This is a genomic window from Aliivibrio fischeri ATCC 7744 = JCM 18803 = DSM 507, from assembly GCF_023983475.1.
Classification (GTDB): domain Bacteria; phylum Pseudomonadota; class Gammaproteobacteria; order Enterobacterales; family Vibrionaceae; genus Aliivibrio; species Aliivibrio fischeri.
The window spans coordinates 2,304,178-2,320,023 of the sequence record NZ_CP092712.1; the positions used below are offsets into that span (position 1 = coordinate 2,304,178).

Here is a 15,846-nt window from a genome sequence, read left to right on the forward strand (position 1 = left end):
ACTGTTGAAGTTGCCGCCCTTGTCTAAACATATTTCGGCTAGAACTTCCCACCAACGCCTTTAAACTTCTCAACAAAAGCAACAATCTTTTGAAAAACAGTCTGCTTCTTCGTTTTGTACTGTGGGTTGAGAGGGCTCATCTTAGGCAAGGTAGAATTTAGCTCTGTACCGTTTTCACTCGCATACTCACGTTTTAACGATGCTGTGATATAACGCTTAGCGGCTTCTTCGTTCAGGTTTTCAGTGCTGATCAGTTTCTCAGCTTCACGCTTTTGTTCAGCTTGAGCAAACTTAAAGAAAGCATCAATGATGCTGGCTTTATCACCGATGTCATCTAAGTTAGTTTGATTAATGAAATCAACAATTAGACTTTCTTTAGCACGGTTGCCAAGACTGGCACGAATCAAGCGGCGTACTTCTTCGATTAACTCAGCTTTGCCTTTACGCTTTTTGTTGTGCTCAAAAATCAGTTCAAGGATGTAGTCTAGGTTGATCTCTTGTGACTTAAGCAAATCGACCTCAAACACCACATCATCCCAATCAATGGTCGACTCATTTTTTTGGTTTGCTGCTTTTTCATGACGTAGCCAGTCACGTGTATCGTTGTAGGTTGAACGATAGTCTTGAACCACACGCTCTGGCGGGACGTCAATCGCTTGCATCGCCTTGATACCGTCGTCATCGACGTAATATTTAGCCTTAAATGCCTCAACCGATTCTGCGTCTTCCATATCGACACTTTGCAGAGCTTTTAGGCCCGCGAACTCATCGTAATTTTGCAATACATTTTCAATGCGTAGGTATTCACCAAACAACTTAGCAAAGGCTTTTTTGTCTTTTTCCGTTTCAATGGCTGACGGGTCAGGAAAACGTTCTTTCAGCTCAGCAACCACCGCCTGATAACCGCGACGAGCCTCACCTGTAGCAATGTCTTTAAAGCCTTCCATATACTCTTGGTAGCTTTTTTCTAGCACGACATTCTTAGTGTTCTTATCACCAAATAGCGTAATCGCATCAACAGTCGCTTTCTCAAGATCGCGGAAGGTAACAATATTGCCAAAAGACTTAGTGGCATCATAAATTCGGTTAGTGCGTGAGTACGCCTGCATTAAGCCGTGGTAGCGCAAGTTCTTATCTACAAACAGAGTATTGAGTGTTGGCGCATCAAAACCAGTGAGGAACATACCGACCACAATCAGTAGGTCTACTTCCTGGTTCTTAACGCGTTGCGCTAAGTCACGGTAGTAGTTTTGGAATCCTTTACTATCCACACCAAAATTGGTTTTAAAGTGAGTGTTATAGTCCGCAATAGCTGCGCTCAAAAACTCCTTAGCACTACTGTTCATCGCTGACACATCGAAACTTTCATCAGTAATGTCACCAATCGCATCTTGCTCTTCGTTAGCAGCAAAAGAGAAGATGGTCGCAACCTTAAGTGGGTGTTTACTGGCTTTGCCCGTTTCGCTTTCACTTTGTAGCGCACTAAAGCACTCGAAGTAAGCTTTTGCGGCATCGACACTACTTACGGCGAACATAGCATTAAAGCCTTTACCACCCGCCTGTAATCGATGCGTCTTTTGGCGGTAGTTGTTTAAGATGTACTGAGAAATCTCACGAATACGATCTTTATGTAAAAAGGCTTTCTTTTTATCAAGCGCAGTTAGCTTGCTCTCGTCGGTCTCAGTTTCAATCGCTTTAAACTGAGGGCGAACATCGTTGTAGTCGACCTTAAACTTCAGCACTTTTTCATCACGGATAGCATCGGTAATGACGTAGGAGTGCAATTGACGACCAAACACATCACCAGTTGTCTCAGCACCTAATGCATTCTCAGGGAAGATTGGTGTTCCAGTAAAACCAAACTGGTAGTATTTTTTAAACTTCTTCTTAATATTCTTCTGCGCTTCGCCAAACTGGCTACGGTGACATTCATCAAAAATAAACACCACTTGCTTATTGAAGATAGATAGACCGCTTTCGCTTTTAATCAGGTTGTTGAGCTTTTGAATGGTTGTCACGATAATTTTATTATCGTCTTTATCTAAGTTGCGCTTCAATCCAGCAGTGCTCTCAGAGCCATTTACGCTGTCTGGTGAGAAGCGTTGATACTCTTTCATCGTTTGATAGTCGAGATCTTTACGGTCAACAACAAAGAATACTTTATCAACAAAATCCAATTCGGTAGCCAAACGCGCTGCTTTAAAGCTAGTGAGTGTTTTACCTGAACCTGTCGTGTGCCAAATGTAGCCGCCGCTCTCAGTATTAGCCCAACCTTTAGTTTGATAAGAACTATTGATCTTCCACATGATGCGCTCAGTAGCCGCAATCTGATATGGGCGCATAACCAGCAATGTGTTACTCACATCGAATACGCAATAATTCAGCAATACATTAAGCAAAGTGTTTTTCTGAAAGAACGTAGCCGTAAAGTCTTTGAGATCTTTAATCAAAGCATTATCTGACTTCGCCCAGTTCATGGTGAAATCAAAACTGTTTTTGTTACGCTTAGTGGTATTAGCAAAGTAACGGGTATCTGTACCGTTGGAGATCACAAATAACTGAAGGTATTTAAACAGCGAGTTTTCAGCGTTAAAGCTCTCTTTGCTATAACGATGCACCTGATTAAAGGCTTCTCTAATCGCGACACCACGTTTTTTAAGTTCAACTTGTACTAATGGCAAGCCATTGACCAAAATGGTTACATCGTAGCGGTTAGCTGCACTACCTGTCTGCTCAAACTGCTTTATCACTTGCACTTTATTGCGAGCGATATTCTGCTTATCCACCAGATAGATGTTTTCAATATGTCCATCATCAAACACAAAATCAAAGATGTAGTCCTCATGAATTTTGCGAGTTTTATCGACGATGTTGTCACTAGGGCTATCTAAGAACTGCTCAACAAAGCGTTGCCACTCTCCATCAAGAAAGCTCACATTGTTCAGTGTTTGCAGCTGATTGCGCACATTCGCTAGCATTTTCTCTGGGCTATTTAAGCCTGCTACGTATTCGTAACCCTGGTTTTGAAGGTCTTCAACTAGCTCACGTTCAAGATCGGCTTCGCTCTGGTAACTTTCTTTGACTTGCCACTCTTTGTTGTACTTATCTAGAACAATAAAGTTATTTGATTCTGCAATGGTTTTGTAATCAATCATTTTATGCTTCCGGTTTCCAGAATTTATATTCACTGCTCAAAAAGCTGACCAATGCTTCCAGGTTATCTTTATCTGAATCTTCTATGATCGCGATCTCTTCTCCGGCATGCGCAGAATGGCTAGAAAGGTTTAGAATTCGATTCGCAAATGGATCAGGACTACCATCAGCAAGCTTAGGTAGTAAAATCTCCCACCTACCGTGACCTAAAAATGTAGCTGTTTTCTCTAAAATATTCCTTAACAAATTGAAGTGATATTTTCTTATATCATTATTGTGAATAGCCATTCTTAACTCGGACAATAAAAACAAGTGATATGAGAAAGGTCTGTCATTTGACTTGGTAAGGGCGAAAGCGTCATTTCCCTTCTTTTCTAATAGATACTTTTCTGATTGCGCACGTTTATAAATCCATCTTTGAGTTCCATCTGGATTGGGTTTTTCAAGATCACTGTTTAACTCATTGTGCAACACATTGTAAAAAAGAGGACTATGAGTTGTAAGAATAAACTTCAGGCCATTGCCTTCAAAGTAAGTACTTTTCTTGACTAATTTAGCCAACTCAACTGCAAGCTCAATCAGGTGATTATCATCAAGAGAGCTCACTGGATCATCAATAAATATATACTTTAAGCCATTGAAACTTTCATCTCTATCATCCTCAGCGCTGCCTAGCTCATCAATGATTAACTCTAAAAAGCTATAAAAAACACTCCAAATAAAGTTACTTTCTTCACCTTTAGAGATCTTTATTGGGGGTTCTTCATCACTTCCTGGTATTTTAAAAGTGACATATGAATAATCTGGGCTGAACACGGGCTCTATACTACTGCTTGTTAACCTTTGGAAGTAGTCGATAATTGCGGGGCCCCGCCCTTGATCTTCCAGCACCCATTTGGTGAACGCGTTCGGATGAATTTTTAGCTTCCTATCTTCATCACCATTTAAGTCGTTATCCCAATAAAACAGGTCTTCGGTAAAGGCGTTGTAGTACAGAATATTCTTGCGAGAGAGCTCTGATGCTTCCGTATCATCGCCGTCTTGAGTATCGATTTCTGCCTCTAGTAGCTCTTTAAACTCTCTAGAAAGGCGTGTTTTTCCTGTTCCGTTAAAGGCATAGATCAACTGCACTTTCTTTGGCGATCCTTTCAGGTCTCGTGCAATCTCTGTTAGTGTTTTGGTCATGCTACACCCCTTCCGTCATTTCTGGCTTAGGGAAGCTGAGTAACAAATCACGGTAGTATTCATACTGCTTTTGACGTAGCTCGATTTCCCGAGGTAAACCTTCTTGGATTGAAGTGGTCAAAGTGTCGAACTTGTCCAAAATAGAGACAATACGTGCCTGTTCAGCAAGTGATTTCTCTGCATCATTTGCATAAGGGATAGGTAACCTAAAGTTCTTAATTATTGTCGAATTAAGATCTCCTCTTGCCCCTTGTCCTAGGTTTTTTATATTTTCATAATTAAAACTGACCCAATGGAAAACATATCGATATAGAGCCTTCTTGCTATCGATTTCCAAGCAACCACAGTGCTGGTTAGTTGTTAATGGTATTTTATTGATTGCAGATCTACCTGCAGTTGCTCCAGAAATAGCAATTATCACGCAATTTTCTGGAATCCATTTGGCTGATGAGTTTTGCAAAGCAGCAAGAGTTACCTTCACCTCTGTTTCTAGGATATTAGTAAATCTAACCTCCTGAGTTCTCAGCCAAGGAATATCGCCGCCTTCGTAATACTCTGGGGTACCAGCTCTTGGTGTACCGCCTGAATACCATTTTTTGGTTACATCACCTAACGTCTTCCACTCAACTTCGCCTTCATCAAAACTAAGTAATTGGTCTCGATAGTAGTTGTATTGCTTTTTGCGTGCGCTAAGCTCGGTTGTCAGCTCGGTTGTCAGCTCGGTTGTCAGCTCGGTAAAAGCATCCAAAATTCGAACGATTTCTGCTTGGATCTCCAGCGACTTTTCTGGGTTGTTTGGGCATGGAATTGGGATTTGAAGTTTTTCAAACCCTATTTTAGATAAACGAGGGATACTAGCCCTTCGAACCTTGGATAAAATCTTATACTGCTGTGTAAGTAAAAAGTGATAAAGGTATTTACTATTTATTTGGCTATTTTTCAGAAAATAGTAGACATCATCAGCAGCCCAAAAATCATCATGACTATAACCGATCTCACCAGCCGATCCCGCGCATATTATAAATGTAGTATCAGAATCAACATTGCTCTCGTGAAAGTATCCCAGCGGAGTCATGCTATTTTGATAAACCGCATATTCTCCTGATTCTTGAAGCTGACTCTTAACAAGCCTTCTCCCGCGCTTAGCTTCAATAACCGCACCAAGCTCCTTCCACTCAACTTTAGCTCCATCAAGTAATTCTTCCATAAAGCTTAATTGGCTCATGCCTCAATCTCCGCAACGATCGCATCAATATCAACACGCAATTGATCAATCTTGGCAACAGTACTTGTTATCTCTCTATTAAGTTGAGTGATATCGACCTGTTCACGAGTGTCTTTAGCTTCAACATAGCTGCTTACTGATAAGTTGTAATCCTTATCCACTACCCCTTCATAGCTAACTGATTTCGCCACATGCTCAACATCAGCTTTGCTATCGAACATGTCCATAATCTGTTTGATATGGTTATTGTTTAGTTCATTGTTATTGGTTTTTTTATCGAAGAAGTCCTCGCCGCTGGCATCGATAAACTGGGTAGTGGTATCGGCTTTACTCTTAGACAACACCAGAATATTTACTGCAATGGTGGTGCCAAAGAACAGGTTAGGGGCAAGCGAGATCACTGTTTCTACATAGTTGTTATCCACTAAATATTGACGGATTTTCTTTTCCGCACCGCCACGATAGAAAATACCTGGGAAGCAAACAATCGCCGCACGGCCTTTGCTGGATAGGTAGTTAAGCGCATGAAGAACAAAGGCAAAATCAGCTTTGGATTTTGGCGCTAATACACCTGCTGGTGCAAAGCGTTCATCGTTGATAAGCGTTGGATCATCGCTACCCACCCACTTCACCGAATAAGGTGGATTAGATACGATGGCGTCAAAAGGCTTGTCGTCAATAAAGTGCGGTTCGGTCAACGTATTGCCCAACTGCATATTGAACTTGTCGTAGTTTATGTTGTGCAAAAACATGTTCATACGTGCAAGATTAAAAGTGGTGTGGTTGATCTCCTGACCAAAGAACCCATCTTCGATGATGTGATTATCAAAGTGTTTTTTTGCTTGCAGTAGCAAAGAGCCCGAACCAGCAGCTGGGTCATAAATTTTATTGACGCTGGTTTGCTTGTGCATGGCTAGCTGTGCAATCAATTTTGAGACATTTTGCGGGGTAAAAAACTCACCGCCAGACTTACCTGCATTAGCGGCATAATTAGAGATTAAAAACTCGTAAGCATCACCAAAGAGGTCGTTTTCATTCTCTTCAAACTGATGAATATTGAGGTCTGCAACCCCTTTTAGCACGGCTGCAAGACGGCTATTTTTATCTTTTACCGTGTTACCTAAGCGGTTACTGGTAGTATCGAAATCGGCAAACAAGCCCTTGATATCCGCCTCTGACGGGTATCCATTAGCTGAGTTTTCAATCGCTTTAAAAATGTTAGCCAAATCGGTATTTAGATTTTCGTTCTTGTTAGCAGTAGCAGCGACTTTTACAAACAGCTCACTTGGGTAGATAAAGTAGCCTTTGGTCTTAACTGCATCTTCAATGATCTCTTCGGTGATAATATCATCGCTTAGTTCAGCATAATTAACGCTATCATCACCACCCTGAATGTAGTTAGCAAAGTTTTCACTGATAAAACGATAGAAAAGCGTACCTAGCACATACTGTTTAAAGTCCCAGCCATCGACTGAGCCACGTACATCATTAGCAATTTTCCAGATTTGATTTTGCAAAGCCTTGCGCTGTTCGGTACTTGTCATTCTTATTATTCCTATTTAATTCTTCTGGATATCTACCAGTTTTTCTACTTAATATTATAACCAGTTGATGAACTTCAACCTAATTACTTATTGGAAAAATAGTAACTATATTGATTAAAATATTTAAAAAGCAAAAATAACCAAACATTATTTTAACTATTCATTTTATTCCAATGTCTTTTCACCGTAGCTATCCCTAGCCCTAACGCTTCTGCAACTTTTGACTGAGATAAGCCTTCTGCTTTTTTTGACTGAACTAAATTTGTTGTGGCATGAGCTTGCGGTCTACCTAACTTTTTTCCTTGAGCTTTAGCTCGTTCAAGCCCTTCTTTTGTTCGCTCTCTAATTCGATTTCGCTCGAACTCCGCAAAAGCCGAAAACATTTGCAACATCAACTTTCCTTCCGAGCTTGCTAGATCGGATACGGGCAAATCTAAGCAAACAACTTTTATCTGCTTTTCAATGAGTAAGTTAATGGTATTTTGAACATCAATGTTATCTCGCCCTAAGCGATCTAGTTTTAAAACTACCAACATATCACCACTTTCCATCTGGTGATTAATAAGCATCTTGAACTTTTCTCGCTTCATAGCTTCAACTGAGCCAGAAACCGTTTCGCTAATAGTTCGAGATTCATTAACGTCATAGCCTTTTTGACCAATCGCTATGATTTGGTTCTCTGTTGTTTGTTCTGTGGTGGATACACGACAATAAGCAAATATACGCATTAGAACTCTCAATCATCAGTTTAGTATCAAATATTAAGGTATCATATAATTTCAGTATCATTAAAACCACCACCTATTTTATTGATACCAATAAAAAGTAAAAAAACTGGTGTCAAAATACGAATGTTTTTTGATACCAGCTTAGTTAGGTTAACTTGATGGGTATTACTTGTTTCCCATCATTTTTTGAAACTCTATGAACTTCTTAAATTGCTCCTCCATATCTGATGGAGTGTTTTCAGCTGGTTTTGCTAGTTTTCGTAATAACTCTGCTTGTTTGTAGTCAGGAACATCACCATAACTGTAAAAACTAGTCAGTACACTTTCATGTCCTAAGTTTTGACTCCATGCTTTAAACTCCTCAGGTGTTCGACAAAGCCTTTCACCCAATCTCACTAAAGTATTCCGAAAGCTATGAGGATTAAAATATGGCAAACCAGAATCTTCAAAAGCTTGAGCAAAAACTTTACGGATTGGGTTTGCATTACTCCAATGATCTTTAAGTAAACCAACAGCTTCAAATTGCTGATTTTTGTTGTGTGCCAATTTAGTCTTAGGAAATAAAGGATCATTTTGCTTGTATCCAAGCTCATTAGTTAAATAATCAATCCATTCATTCAAGACCTTTAATGGCAATTCACCTACAGGGAAAAAATACGAAATGAAGGTTTTACTAAATTTTGTATTTACGTCCCTAGCATCTTGGTAAAAACTTTGCTCAGCAAAATCAATATGTTTTATCTTCGCTGATGCTACAGCACCATCTCTTGCACCAGTCAAAATAATAAAAGCCACCAATGCCCTATTTCGCATTTCAATTGGATTAGAGCAATGCATCTCCTCCAAGACTTTCATTATTTGTTCCAGTGTCGCTACATTTCTTTTTCTCTTAGCATTAGCTATACGAGTGTCTTTTTCAGACAAATTGAAATACTCAATATCACTGTAGTTAATTTTTGCTCTATAGCCTTTCTGGGTGACTAAATATTGAAAGAATGATTTCAAATGACGAGTAGCAGTAAGTACCGTAGCTTTACTTAACTTCTCGCCTGTATGAATAGACTTTTTCTCTAGAAAATGTTTCTTAAATCCAATGGCATGCTTGGCTCTAAATTTCTTAAAATCGATATAAGCTGTATATTCTTCAAAACGATTGACTGACTTAAGAACCCCATCAATAGTCGAGTCATCTAGGCGTTTAGCTTCTTTTAGGTACTTCGTAAATTCATAAATAATTCGTGCATTATTTGTACTATTATTCTTCATTATCAAATACCCCCTCGAAAGGACAATTTAAGAGGTTTTGTCCTCTTAGGATTATGTGTTTTTTAGCTATCGGTGTTCCAGCAGTTTCAGTCATTATCTTAATTGCAGATGCAATACCTTTATTAGAAGGATTAATATCTAGCTCTTTAAGAAGTGAGCCAATAATGGTAACCAGCGTATTGCGCTCTTTAGGCATGAGTGCTTTTTCTTCTTGTGGTACGTCTTCCAATGATTGGATAAAGCGTGTGACCTCCTTTACTTTTACAACCAGAACATGATCCATTTCATCTAACCGACTTGCTGGATAAGCTAGGGCGGAATCAAGTATCCTAGGTATCAATCCATTTACAGTTAGATTATTGTGCCGTTTTCTATATTCTTCTCTAGTTAAAAGTAATTGTAACTGATAAGTTTCCTCTGCACCTTTAACATAAACACCCGTATCTTCGGGCATTTCAACTTTAGCATCTGATAATATTTCTTGTTGCCATAACTGCTTTATACGAAATATTTCCGTACCTATCATCGCTAAATCCAATACACCAGATAGCGATACCACTTTATCTTCTATGCCTTCAATCCAATATTCCTTTGATACCTGATATCTTGCATTAATTGGTTCTTCAAAATATGAGCCTTCAGACATGCTTGGTATATTTTGAGGGAACACTTTTCGATACTGAACATCTTCCGTTTTAATGAACGTTACTTTTTTAGCTTTTACTACATTGACAAAATTAACGGACAATACCAAATGCCCATCCAATGCAAATTGATATATGTCGGCTTTTGTGAAGGACTCACCAAGCACATTAGAGATATGCGCTTCAGCCTCATCAAGTGTTAACCACTTTTTTAGTTTAAATAGTTTGCTCATTATTGATTGATTTCTATTCGTTGAATCGACAGTAATCAAAAATTACCTTGCCGATAATGTAATGGTCCAGCTTTACTGGAGTATTAGGGAAACAGTTAAGCTTAAGCACTTAACTTCTAAATTAAGTGCTTTTCTTTAAAATTAATACGCGCTTGTTGATATAAGCATTAGTAATGTAAATATTATTAAGTACTTCACAAACTATCCTTTTTTTCATGAATTCTATTACTCTCTACGTAATACTTAATAATTCTGTTAATTTACCTAGATTTTTTTTTGCAACAGCAATTTATACCCCTAATAAGTATAAAACCAAGACTTTAACTGGAGGGCTTTATAAAGTAACCGCCTTATAATTGAATATTAAGACCTTCAACCTGCTCTACTTACTTATTCATGAATTAATTCAGAACCAAACCAAAACTCTAAATCATCGGCATCATCTTGCAGATCGCTTTTATTTAGACTTTCAGACGTTTGATTAGAAAGAGCTTTGCTACTCTTGGGAGTAATAGATAGCTCTAAGTCTAATCCTTCTAAAACTCTGAGCAAGGTTGACAGCTTTACATCACTACCAGCTTCAATACGCTGATACTGTTGTTGCTTCATACCAATTCGCATATACATATCTTTCTGATCAACGCCCAACCCTTTACGTTGCTCAATCAGCAATTTTGAAATCTCATCAATATTCTTCATCATTAACTCCAATCGACTCTAATATTACAACAAAACCACAAGCAGCACTTTAGTTGTAAAGTAGAGAGCTAACAACTAAAGAGTTGTATTAAACACACGCAAACAGCATTAAAGTTGTTTATGTGCGTGTAAAATCATGAATATGAATGAAAATAATTAGAGATAAGGACAAAAAACAGGTACACCACAAGGTACATCAGCAAAAAGCAAACCAATACATTATGTTTATTTTCAATTAGATAAAACCCAATATCAACTTACCCCAGCCCAAACGTTTGGAAAAGCCCAACTTCGAAAGAGGTTGGGCTTAATTATATGGTCCGCCTCACTCTCAAACTCCTATGCTTAGAGTAGGCATGCAGAAATGAGGTGAACCATATGTCTTCCATCCAAATTTTAGGTATCGATTTAGGTAAACATAGCTTTCACGTGGTTGGTCATAACCACTTGGGAAAAGAAGTTTTACGGAAAAAATATAGTCGTAATCAATTAATCTCTTTTATTGCGAAGCTAGAACCAACAATAATTGCTTTTGAAGCATGTGGTGGCTCCCATTGGCTCGCTCGAAAATGCATAGACTTAGGCCATCAGGCCAAACTTATCCCGCCTCAATATGTAAAACCTTATGTGAAAGGTAATAAAAATGACTTCATTGATGCGGCTGCGATAGCAGAAGCAGCAAGCCGACCATCTATGCGTTTTGTTGCGGTAAAAACAGAAGATGCACAAGTTATAGCAACCATTCATAGAATTAGAGATGGTTATATAAAAGAACGAACGGCATGTATGTCTAGAATTGGCGCCATTCTACTCGAATTTGGGCTGAGCCTGCCCAAAGGGCATGCGAAGATGAAAGCTCTTTTTCAATGGTTAGCAGAGCAAAATCAAGAATTACCCCCGAGTTTACTCAATGAGTTATGCAGTATTCATGAGCATTACTCTTATTTGAGCCAACAAATAAAGGAACAAGACATTAAGCTTCATGATATTTCTGAAAATAATGAATTAGCTCGGTTATTAAAAACAATTCCTGGTATTGGAGATTTAACATCAACGCTTTGTATCGCTGATGTGAGTTCTTCAAATAACTTTGCAAATGGTCGTAATATGGCAGCATGGCTAGGTCTTGTTCCTAGGCAGTTTTCGACAGGAGGTAAACCCAAGTTATTGGGTGTTAGTAAACGAGGAAATAAACAGCTTCGAACCTTATTTGTTCATGGTGCTAGAGCGGTGCTATCTAGACCTGACACCACAGGGAAAGTATTTGGTCAGTGGTTGGTCAATTTGAGGGCAACCAAGCCGTTTAATGTTGTAGTGGTAGCGCTTGCCAACAAGCTAGCAAGAATAGCTTGGGCGGTGTTACAACACCGCCAAGCTTTTAAGGCTGCAAAGCAGCCATAACCGAGTTTGCAACGTCAATGAATGTGATGACAAAAACGGTCAATCGGCCAGATTAAAAACCTGATACAAAAAACAGCATAAAAATGCTTTCGGCTTTTTAAGGATAATCTGGCGCGGATATCATCGTGGAGCTGGTAAGCCATGGGCTCACCAAACGTGACTCCGAATACATTAGCGCAAACTAACTCCGTCATTAATTAATTGTAGTTGCAATTAAGAGGCGGACCATACATTTTTGTATCTGTAAGTTGACTCCCCTCACATCTTTCACATCATTTCCTCTGCTGAATTATTATTTATATAAATATCATTAAGGCTTTATTTTAACCAGTCGATATATTAGTTAGACAATTCATTAACCTTTTAAAATAGTGAGTTATAACTAAGGTATGCAGCTATGAAAACGATCAAACCGGATTTCACTCCATACTTTATTTTCATTACTTCTAGATAGAAAGTTTAAAATCATCACTTAACTTGAGCCAGTGTTCCTTTAAAGCATCTTTATGTTCAGTATCCATAGGGAGTTCTTCTAGTAGACTTAGCCAGTTTTCACGAGCTAGATGCATCACGTCAATCAAGTGTGGCTTAATTGCAATCCACTCAACTCCAGCTTTTTCTGCCCACTTTTCAAAGTGTTTCATCGTAATTTCAAACCATTGCTTAGTTCCTACCATTTTAAGTGCAAGGTTATCTTTTTCTATATATGGAGAAGTAAATACCACGTCATAAAGAGGTGATAAGCGTGGGGAGTAAGTATCACTATAAATCAACGTCCAATTCTTAAGATGTGCATCACCGTTTCCAAGTAAGATGTTTATCAACAACCTTCTTGCCATCTGCTGAGTATCTTTCAATCGTTCGGTGCTTGATTGATAAATTACGCCACCAAGTTGCTCATAGTTAACTCGTTGATATTTATCTGAGGGGTAAAGACCAAAAACTTGAGCAAAATCTTCAGTATGGATACGCCCTTTCTCACCGCGATCAAACCGCTTGATACCATAGGCATATTTTTCATCAGGTAACTTAATATTGGGTAGTCCCTCAAGCTCATTCAGCTCGATTAGTCGTACTTCCGGAATATTTGCGCCTGCTGCTTCAGCTAATTTCATACAAGTATATTCATTGACAGGTACACCTTTATGTACGGTCGATGGCGTTTTAATAATCCACACATCTTCAGAAATTTCTTTATCGATGTGATATCTGCCATCTAAGTGTGACGAAGAAAACTTCATCTGCACACCTGCCAATGAAAACTTGGTATCAGCATGTTTAACATTAATTTGCTGAGGCTCTGTCGATAGCCGATGCTCTAGCGCCCAATCAGGCACATCACCCGCTTTAATCGGCGTAGCAATTAATGCACCTGCCAAGTTAGAGCCTAAGTAGGCAAGCATCGAAAACTCATTATTCACGTGACATTGAAGTGTTTTAGATGTCAGTTCTCTCAACGCCCCCTCAGGCAACAAATTCGATAATACAGGCGGAATTTTGTCAGTCCGAATCTGAGGCTTACTTAAATAGCCAGTATCACGCAATTGCCTAAGGGTAAAAACAGGCAGTTTCTCATCTGGCATCGCAACGAATTCAGGATTGAATGTCAGTATATTTTTCCCCCCTGCATAATGAGCAATAACAGCGATATCGGTCCCATGTAGCTGAATGTTTAACCCCTCAACTTTTTCGATCTGCTTACTCATTAGTTATCCTCCGAGTCAAACCAGAACCCAAGATCATCAGAGTCATCTTCTAACCCACTGCTATCTTTGCCAAGCTTATTTAGATTAATTGGCATACTCTCGGTTGGCAAAACTGTAGCTTTTCTTCCCTTGGGGGCTATCGATAGTTCTAAGCCTAATCCTTCCAATACTCTCAGCAAAGTCGACAATTTTACATCACTCCCAGCTTCAATACGTTGATACTGTTGCTGCTTCATTCCTATTCGCAGATACATATCTTTTTGCTCAATCCCCAAACTCTTGCGCTGCTCAGCAAGCATTGCGGCGATTTCATTAATGCTCTTCACTACACACCTCAAACAATTCTACAGCTATACTAGTAACCACTTACAACATATTAGTTGTAACCTCCCAGTTAAACAACTAAAAGGTTGTATATTCCACATGAAACAACTAGAGAGTTGTAATTAGGAGGTAAATGAAAGATCTAGGTATTGAGGAAATTCGGAAAAAGTCGGGCTTTTTTCATCTCACCCTACAATCTGTTATAGCCTTCACGTTTTTTAACTTATCTAACCGCTGAACTACCTCTCTTATCGTTTAGTAGATAACATTTATCTATGTGATATGCATTTTATCTATGGCTGACTCGCATAAATAGCATTTCACCCTATCACAACGACCTCCTATTATTAGCCTCAATAAACATTCAGTCGACGCTCTCAACACTCTTTTATAGATAGCGTTTAGGCATGAAATACATCGCAGGGAGCACTCTGGGGAGTATCGATTAAATCAAAGGTAACTCATTGATATAGCAATAAAGCTACCTTTACTCACGTAATTTTATTGATTCAAAATACTTTATCCCTTTTCAGGAGAAATCAAATGATTAAGAAAATATCGCTTGCCGTTTCAGCTGCACTACTCTTTTCAAGCACAGCAATGGCTGCCGATAATATCGTTATCGGCGTAGAAAAAAGCTATGTACCTTACTTCACTGAATTAGCTGAGCAGTTCAACAAAGGTAAAGACTTTAAAGTAGAAGTTGCTGCAACAAGTATGTTCGATTTACTGGCTGCACTACCAACGCAAAAAGGCAATATTGCTGATATTTTCATGATCCCAAATGACCGTATCGGTGAGCTTGCGGACCAACATTTGATCACTCCTGCTAACTTTACTATCAATGGCTTTACTAAAGCAGCGACGGATGCTGCAACGTATAACGGTCAAACGTACATGCTACCAATGTCGACAGATACAACTCTGTTCCTTTACAACAAAGACATGGTGACTGAAGTACCAAAAACATTAAAAGAAATCCCACCATCAGAATGGGCTGCTAAGTTCACAGACTTCTACTTCACTGGTGGTCTATTCATGACTAATGGTGGTTACATTTTCCAAGACAATAATCCTGAAAATATTGGTCTGAACAACGAAGGCTCAATTAAAGCCGGCCTTGCAGCTCAAAGCCTTTACAAGAGTGGCGTAGGCCACTGGACACTAATGCAAGATGACACGGTTGCTTATGACATCATGATGAAATACTTCATGGAAGGTAAGCTAAAAGCCATCATCAATGGTCCTTGGGCAATTGCTGATATTGAAAAATCAGGAATAAACGTTGGTGCAGCTCCAATTCCTAGCTGGGATGGCAGTCATCCATATAAAGCCCTTACCGGCACAAAAGGCATGACAATTAACGGCTACAGCAGCAACAAAGATGGTGCAAATGCCTTTATTAAGTTTATGGCAACACCAGAAAATGCACAAAAATGGTACTCAATGACTCGTGAAGTATCACCTAGCCTTTCTGTTAAGTACGAAGAAGGCTCACTGCATAAAGCTATTTTCGATGCAACGAACATTGGTCAACCTATGCCAAGCATTCCTGAGTTCATGAAAGTATGGGGCCCGATGAAAACGGCTCTAGCTCAAATCGCTCAAGGTCAAGATACCAAAGCAGTACTTGATGCCGCAGTTGAGACAATCGAAATCGACATTGAAGATATGTAATTCACTCTTTTCAACGTACCAACCTCAACGGTGTCCCTATTAAATTAGGGCATCGTTGTCC

Annotated in this window: 12 protein-coding genes; 2 read left to right on the plus strand and 10 right to left on the minus strand. The window is 39.2% G+C overall.

Annotation, left to right across the window (positions count from 1 at the left end; all coding sequences use genetic code 11):
* Nucleotides 1–38: 38 nt before the first annotated feature.
* The 8 genes from AVFI_RS10650 to AVFI_RS10685 all read right to left on the minus strand — a co-directional run bounded on the left by AVFI_RS10650 (nucleotide 39) and on the right by AVFI_RS10685 (nucleotide 10,680).
* Nucleotides 39–3,155, minus strand: coding sequence for an HsdR family type I site-specific deoxyribonuclease (locus AVFI_RS10650; RefSeq protein WP_188863571.1), 3,117 nt, complete (start codon nucleotides 3,153–3,155; stop codon nucleotides 39–41).
* A gap of 1 nt (nucleotide 3,156) precedes the next feature.
* Nucleotides 3,157–4,338 (minus strand): AAA family ATPase, encoded by a 1,182-nt coding sequence (locus AVFI_RS10655; RefSeq protein WP_188863572.1) that lies wholly within the window; start codon nucleotides 4,336–4,338, stop codon nucleotides 3,157–3,159.
* A 1-nt stretch (nucleotide 4,339) separates the two neighbouring features.
* On the minus strand, nucleotides 4,340–5,563 hold the full coding sequence (locus AVFI_RS10660) for a restriction endonuclease subunit S (RefSeq protein ID WP_054775616.1): 1,224 nt from the start codon (nucleotides 5,561–5,563) through the stop codon (nucleotides 4,340–4,342).
* Nucleotides 5,560–7,107, minus strand: a complete 1,548-nt coding sequence (locus tag AVFI_RS10665) for a type I restriction-modification system subunit M (RefSeq protein ID WP_054775615.1) — start codon at nucleotides 7,105–7,107, stop codon at nucleotides 5,560–5,562. The genes AVFI_RS10660 and AVFI_RS10665 overlap by 4 nt, the downstream gene beginning before the upstream one ends.
* 152 nt (nucleotides 7,108–7,259) lie before the next feature.
* Nucleotides 7,260–7,835, minus strand: a complete 576-nt coding sequence (locus AVFI_RS10670; protein ID WP_188863573.1) for a recombinase family protein — start codon at nucleotides 7,833–7,835, stop codon at nucleotides 7,260–7,262.
* A 165-nt stretch (nucleotides 7,836–8,000) separates the two neighbouring features.
* The gene (locus AVFI_RS10675; protein WP_054775614.1) at nucleotides 8,001–9,101 is read right to left on the minus strand and encodes a tyrosine-type recombinase/integrase; all 1,101 of its coding nucleotides are present in this window, start codon (nucleotides 9,099–9,101) and stop codon (nucleotides 8,001–8,003) included.
* Nucleotides 9,091–9,978, minus strand: a complete 888-nt coding sequence (locus AVFI_RS10680) for a hypothetical protein (RefSeq protein ID WP_236782078.1) — start codon at nucleotides 9,976–9,978, stop codon at nucleotides 9,091–9,093. The genes AVFI_RS10675 and AVFI_RS10680 overlap by 11 nt, the downstream gene beginning before the upstream one ends.
* Before the next feature lie 390 nt (nucleotides 9,979–10,368).
* Nucleotides 10,369–10,680, minus strand: a complete 312-nt coding sequence (locus AVFI_RS10685) for a helix-turn-helix domain-containing protein (RefSeq protein WP_236782079.1) — start codon at nucleotides 10,678–10,680, stop codon at nucleotides 10,369–10,371.
* 375 nt (nucleotides 10,681–11,055) lie between these two features.
* Between AVFI_RS10685 and AVFI_RS10690 the strand changes: the two genes are divergently transcribed.
* The gene (locus AVFI_RS10690; RefSeq protein WP_065624874.1) at nucleotides 11,056–12,078 is read left to right on the plus strand and encodes an IS110 family RNA-guided transposase; all 1,023 of its coding nucleotides are present in this window, start codon (nucleotides 11,056–11,058) and stop codon (nucleotides 12,076–12,078) included.
* 446 nt (nucleotides 12,079–12,524) lie between these two features.
* Here AVFI_RS10690 and AVFI_RS10695 read toward each other — a convergent pair whose 3' ends face one another.
* The gene (locus AVFI_RS10695) at nucleotides 12,525–13,784 is read right to left on the minus strand and encodes a type II toxin-antitoxin system HipA family toxin (RefSeq protein WP_054776109.1); all 1,260 of its coding nucleotides are present in this window, start codon (nucleotides 13,782–13,784) and stop codon (nucleotides 12,525–12,527) included.
* Nucleotides 13,784–14,110 (minus strand): helix-turn-helix domain-containing protein, encoded by a 327-nt coding sequence (locus tag AVFI_RS10700; RefSeq protein ID WP_054776108.1) that lies wholly within the window; start codon nucleotides 14,108–14,110, stop codon nucleotides 13,784–13,786. The genes AVFI_RS10695 and AVFI_RS10700 overlap by 1 nt, the downstream gene beginning before the upstream one ends.
* A gap of 541 nt (nucleotides 14,111–14,651) precedes the next feature.
* Here AVFI_RS10700 and AVFI_RS10705 point away from each other — a divergent pair.
* Nucleotides 14,652–15,785 carry a sugar ABC transporter substrate-binding protein gene (locus tag AVFI_RS10705; protein WP_005420642.1) on the plus strand — a complete coding sequence of 378 codons (1,134 nt, stop codon included), beginning with the start codon at nucleotides 14,652–14,654 and terminating at the stop codon, nucleotides 15,783–15,785.
* The last annotated feature ends 61 nt before the right edge of the window (nucleotides 15,786–15,846 follow it).

Coding starts and splice junctions, on each gene's coding strand:
- AVFI_RS10650 (WP_188863571.1), bottom strand. CDS start 3,155: ATGATTGATTACAAAACCATTGCAGAATCAAATAACTTTATTGTTCTA.
- AVFI_RS10705 (WP_005420642.1), top strand. CDS start 14,652: ATGATTAAGAAAATATCGCTTGCCGTTTCAGCTGCACTACTCTTTTCA.
- AVFI_RS10680 (WP_236782078.1), bottom strand. CDS start 9,978: ATGAGCAAACTATTTAAACTAAAAAAGTGGTTAACACTTGATGAGGCT.
- AVFI_RS10655 (WP_188863572.1), bottom strand. CDS start 4,338: ATGACCAAAACACTAACAGAGATTGCACGAGACCTGAAAGGATCGCCA.
- AVFI_RS10690 (WP_065624874.1), top strand. CDS start 11,056: ATGTCTTCCATCCAAATTTTAGGTATCGATTTAGGTAAACATAGCTTT.
- AVFI_RS10670 (WP_188863573.1), bottom strand. CDS start 7,835: ATGCGTATATTTGCTTATTGTCGTGTATCCACCACAGAACAAACAACA.
- AVFI_RS10660 (WP_054775616.1), bottom strand. CDS start 5,563: ATGAGCCAATTAAGCTTTATGGAAGAATTACTTGATGGAGCTAAAGTT.
- AVFI_RS10685 (WP_236782079.1), bottom strand. CDS start 10,680: ATGATGAAGAATATTGATGAGATTTCAAAATTGCTGATTGAGCAACGT.
- AVFI_RS10695 (WP_054776109.1), bottom strand. CDS start 13,784: ATGAGTAAGCAGATCGAAAAAGTTGAGGGGTTAAACATTCAGCTACAT.
- AVFI_RS10665 (WP_054775615.1), bottom strand. CDS start 7,107: ATGACAAGTACCGAACAGCGCAAGGCTTTGCAAAATCAAATCTGGAAA.
- AVFI_RS10675 (WP_054775614.1), bottom strand. CDS start 9,101: ATGAAGAATAATAGTACAAATAATGCACGAATTATTTATGAATTTACG.